The sequence below is a fragment of the Sporosarcina highlanderae genome (assembly GCF_030433715.1).
Lineage (GTDB): Bacteria > Bacillota > Bacilli > Bacillales_A > Planococcaceae > Sporosarcina > Sporosarcina highlanderae.
On record NZ_JAROCC010000026.1, the window covers coordinates 1 to 2276 of the forward strand.

The following is a 2276-nucleotide window of genomic DNA, read 5'->3' on the forward strand; positions in this document are numbered from 1 at the left end:
GAATGCGGAGCCGCAGCGAAAGCGAGTCTGAATAGGGCGAATGAGTATGGGGTCGTAGACCCGAAACCAGGTGATCTACCCATGTCCAGGGTGAAGGTAAGGTAACACTTACTGGAGGCCCGAACCCACGTACGTTGAAAAGTGCGGGGATGAGGTGTGGGTAGCGGTGAAATTCCAATCGAACCTGGAGATAGCTGGTTCTCTCCGAAATAGCTTTAGGGCTAGCCTCAAACGAAAGAATCTCGGAGGTAGAGCACTGTTTGGACTAGGGGCCCATCCCGGGTTACCGAATTCAGACAAACTCCGAATGCCGATGATTTATGTTTGGGAGTCAGACTGCGGGTGATAAGATCCGTAGTCGAGAGGGAAACAGCCCAGACCGCCAGTTAAGGTCCCCAAGTATCCGTTAAGTGGAAAAGGATGTGGCGCTGCCCAGACAACCAGGATGTTGGCTTAGAAGCAGCCACCATTTAAAGAGTGCGTAATAGCTCACTGGTCGAGTGGCGCTGCGCCGAAAATGTACCGGGGCTAAACGGATCACCGAAACTGCGGATTGACACCTATGGTGTCAGTGGTAGGAGAGCGTTCCAAGGGCGTCGAAGCCAGATCGTAAGGACTGGTGGAGCGCTTGGAAGTGAGAATGCCGGTATGAGTAGCGAAAGAAGGGTGAGAATCCCTTCCACCGAATGCCTAAGGTTTCCTGAGGAAGGCTCGTCCGCTCAGGGTTAGTCGGGACCTAAGTCGAGGCCGAAAGGCGTAGACGATGGAGAACAGGTTGATATTCCTGTACCACCTCCCCGCCGTTATCAGCAATGGGGGGACGCAGAAGGATAGGGTGAGCGCGCTGTTGGTCATGCGCGTCTAAGCAGTGAGGTGTGGAACGAGGCAAATCCCGTTCCTATAACATTGAGCTGTGATGGCAAGGGGAATTATCCCCGGAGTCCCTGATTTCACACTGCCAAGAAAAGCCTCTAGCGAGGCGGGAGGTGCCCGTACCGCAAACCGACACAGGTAGGCGAGGAGAGAATCCTAAGGTGATCGAGAGAACTCTCGTTAAGGAACTCGGCAAAATGACCCCGTAACTTCGGGAGAAGGGGTGCTCTGGTAGGGTGTTAAAGCCCGAGAGAGCCGCAGTGAATAGGCCCAGGCGACTGTTTAGCAAAAACACAGGTCTCTGCAAAACCGTAAGGTGACGTATAGGGGCTGACGCCTGCCCGGTGCTGGAAGGTTAAGAGGAGAGGTCAGCGCAAGCGAAGCTTTGAATTGAAGCCCCAGTAAACGGCGGCCGTAACTATAACGGTCCTAAGGTAGCGAAATTCCTTGTCGGGTAAGTTCCGACCCGCACGAAAGGCGTAACGATCTGGGCACTGTCTCAACGAGAGACTCGGTGAAATTATAATATGCGTGAAGATGCGCATTACCCGCGACAGGACGGAAAGACCCCGTGGAGCTTTACTGTAGCCTGATATTGAATTCCGGTGCAGCCTGTACAGGATAGGTAGGAGCCTTGGAATCCGGAGCGCCAGCTTCGGAGGAGGCAATGGTGGGATACTACCCTGGCTGTATTGGACTTCTAACCCTTGCCCGTGATCCGGGCAGGAGACAGTGTCAGGTGGGCAGTTTGACTGGGGCGGTCGCCTCCTAAAGTGTAACGGAGGCGCCCAAAGGTTCCCTCAGAATGGTTGGACATCATTCGTAGAGTGCAAAGGCATAAGGGAGCTTGACTGCGAGACCTACAAGTCGAGCAGGGTCGAAAGACGGGCTTAGTGATCCGGTGGTTCCGCATGGAAGGGCCATCGCTCAACGGATAAAAGCTACCCCGGGGATAACAGGCTTATCTCCCCCAAGAGTCCACATCGACGGGGAGGTTTGGCACCTCGATGTCGGCTCATCGCATCCTGGGGCTGTAGTCGGTCCCAAGGGTTGGGCTGTTCGCCCATTAAAGCGGTACGCGAGCTGGGTTCAGAACGTCGTGAGACAGTTCGGTCCCTATCCGTCGCGGGCGCAGGAAATTTGAGAGGAGCTGTCCTTAGTACGAGAGGACCGGGATGGACACACCGCTGGTGTACCAGTTGTCTTGCCAAAGGCATCGCTGGGTAGCTATGTGTGGACGGGATAAATGCTGAAAGCATCTAAGCATGAAGCCCCCCTCAAGATGAGATTTCCCATTACATTTGTAAGTAAGATCCCTCAAAGATGATGAGGTGGATAGGTCCGGGGTGGAAGCGTGGCGACACGTGCAGCTGACGGATACTAATCGATCGAGGACTTAACCT

Annotated in this window: 1 rRNA gene; it reads left to right on the forward strand. The window is 54.4% G+C overall.

The features are described from left to right. Positions 1-2276, forward strand: a 23S ribosomal RNA gene (locus P5G49_RS17430); the annotation flags it as partial.